Raw genomic sequence first — 2,344 nt, forward strand, 5'->3', positions numbered from 1 at the left:
AGATGTGTATAAGAGACAGGTATTTTAATAGGTCAAATAGGTTTTATACAAACTTATTCAGGATATTTTATAACGCCATCATTAATAATAATGTTATTTTTAGTATTTATACAAATTCCTTTAAGGGAAATTGGTAGTTCATTTAAAAACATAAAGTTTACATCAATATCAATTATTATAAACTTTATATGGACACCAATAATAATATTTGTTTTAGGGAAATTATTTTTAAATGGCCATTCAGAGCTTTTAATAGGATTTATTATGCTTATGGTAACTCCTTGTACAGATTGGTATTTAATTTTTACAGGAATTGCTAAAGGAAATGTTGCCTTAGGTTCATCTATACTTCCTCTAAATCTAATACTGCAATTACTATTACTACCTGTTTACATATTATTAATTGGAGGAACAAGTGTAAATATTGATTTTATGAATTTAGCTCAAGGTGTTATATATAGCTTAATGATACCCCTTTTACTTTCTATCATAGCCAGAAATTTAATTATTAAAAAACTAGGAAATAGTAAATTTGAGGATGTGTTAATTCCAAGTGCTTGTAACTATCAAGGATATTTTTTAAATATAGCTATAATATCTATGTTTGCTTCTCAGGGGAAAGTATTATTAGAAAACTATCGAGTATTGTTAATTCTATTAATACCTATATTGTTATTCTTTATAATTAACTTTATAGTTGGAAGATTAGTAAGTAAGGTTATTAAATTAAATTATGAAGATAGTGTTTCTTTGAATTTAACTACTCTTGCTAGGAACTCTCCGATAGCGTTAGCAATTGCTGTTGCAACATTCCCAGATAAGCCTTTAATATCGTTAGCACTTATAATAGGGCCATTGGTAGAACTGCCAATATTGTTTTTAGTTTCCAAGGTTTTATTGGTTATAAAATCAAAAGAGCAAGCATGCTAATATAATTAAAATTTAATCTTATTGTTAGATGTGTAAGTACAGTAAATTAAATATGCTAAAAAAATATCTTTTTATATATTTAATTTACTCAGAGAAGAGAAAGAAAAGTACTGATAATATAAATAAAACTGTTCATAAAATCAAAAATACTTTTATGAGCAGTTTTTAAGTTTTTAGAGTGCCCTATTTTAGGTCTTTTTTATTATCAATAAAAAAAGACCCTTAAAAGAGTCTTTTCCGAAAAAAACTATATAATTATAATATAGTTATATTTTCTGCTTGTTGACCTCTAGCATCTTTAACTATATCAAAGCTTACTTTTTGACCTTCTTCTAATGATATTATAAAGCTAGAGAAGCCCATTTTTCACATTGAGAAATTCTCTTTCCATCATCACCTTGTTCTTTATCGTATGCAAATTGAGTTAATATTTCACATGGAAATGTGTCACATAGACCACAATGTGTAAGATTTTTATTCTCACAACATGATTTTACAGGACATTCTTCAGACCAAAAAGGTTTATCAATATTTGTACATCCAGCGCAATTTACATCTTCCTTATATGTACATTCACAACACAAAATTCCACATCTTGATTCTATCATTTTAAATCACTCCTCAAATATAAACTTTATATAATTATATGTTAAAATTTATATTTTTCATTGTAAAAATCAGACAAATTTTTTATATAGGTTGTTGGATTAACACCACAAATAGATTTAAAATCATTTATAAAGTGAGATTGGTCATAATAACCTATATTTTGAGCTAAAGTTGTAAATGATATCTTATTACTTTGCATTTCTTGTAGAACTATATTTATACGTAATAATCTAAGGTATGTCTTAACACTCATACCAAGAGAATTATTAAAAATTCTATTTAAATGGCGTTCACTATAACAACTAATTTGAGAAATATTTTTAACAGACATAATAGAGTTTTGTTTTCTAGCGTTTGTAAGAATTGGTATTGTTACATCTTTTATATTAGATTTAAATAAGTACGATAAAAATAATCTATCAAATTGTTCAATGAGTTCTTTAATAGTACTGGAGTTTTCAAATATAGAATTAATTTCCAAATCAAGTTGAGTGTTAAAGTCTTTAACAGGGATTATTAAATCGGATGATTCTATTTGAGGAAAACCTGTCAAATAGTATACTCCACATGGAAGAAATTCAACAAATACCCTAAAGAGTATATTTTCTATATCATTTTTTACAATGGTGGTTTTTGTTGTAGCACCCCAAAATTTGCTATTTATACCTTTTTTACTAAATTCAAATACCATACATCCACTGGCATCAGGTATCAATGTCAGGTTTTCTATAGAATTTTTATCTGGAACAGTTATTGTATAATGGGCTATATATGGTCTTAATAATTTGTGTGGTGAAATATATAT

Annotated in this window: 4 protein-coding genes; 1 reads left to right on the top strand and 3 read right to left on the bottom strand. The window is 26.2% G+C overall.

The window, feature by feature from the left end; genetic code table 11:
• Positions 1–21: 21 nt before the first annotated feature.
• Complete coding sequence (locus KGF50_RS21170; protein WP_413926854.1) at positions 22–930, top strand: arsenic resistance protein; 909 nt, start codon at positions 22–24, stop codon at positions 928–930.
• A gap of 255 nt (positions 931–1,185) precedes the next feature.
• Here the strand turns inward: KGF50_RS21170 and KGF50_RS21175 are convergent, their stop codons facing one another.
• Genes KGF50_RS21175 through KGF50_RS21185 form a run of 3 tightly spaced genes read right to left on the bottom strand, consistent with a single transcriptional unit; the run spans position 1,186 to position 2,344 of the window.
• Positions 1,186–1,293 (bottom strand): cold-shock protein, encoded by a 108-nt coding sequence (locus KGF50_RS21175; protein WP_413926853.1) that lies wholly within the window; start codon positions 1,291–1,293, stop codon positions 1,186–1,188.
• Positions 1,272–1,538, bottom strand: coding sequence for a DUF3795 domain-containing protein (locus tag KGF50_RS21180; protein WP_227849889.1), 267 nt, complete (start codon positions 1,536–1,538; stop codon positions 1,272–1,274). Before KGF50_RS21180 ends, KGF50_RS21175 begins: the two co-directional genes overlap by 22 nt.
• A gap of 41 nt (positions 1,539–1,579) precedes the next feature.
• Positions 1,580–2,344, bottom strand: coding sequence for a helix-turn-helix transcriptional regulator (locus tag KGF50_RS21185; RefSeq protein WP_227849890.1), 765 nt, complete (start codon positions 2,342–2,344; stop codon positions 1,580–1,582).

This window comes from Clostridioides sp. ZZV15-6598, assembly GCF_020657705.1.
GTDB classification, from domain to species: domain Bacteria; phylum Bacillota; class Clostridia; order Peptostreptococcales; family Peptostreptococcaceae; genus Clostridioides; species Clostridioides difficile_F.

Bases quoted from the DNA above. Each gene is read 5' to 3' on its own strand.
- KGF50_RS21180 (WP_227849889.1), bottom strand. From the start codon at position 1,538: ATGATAGAATCAAGATGTGGAATTTTGTGTTGTGAATGTACATATAAG.
- KGF50_RS21175 (WP_413926853.1), bottom strand. From the start codon at position 1,293: ATGGGCTTCTCTAGCTTTATAATATCATTAGAAGAAGGTCAAAAAGTA.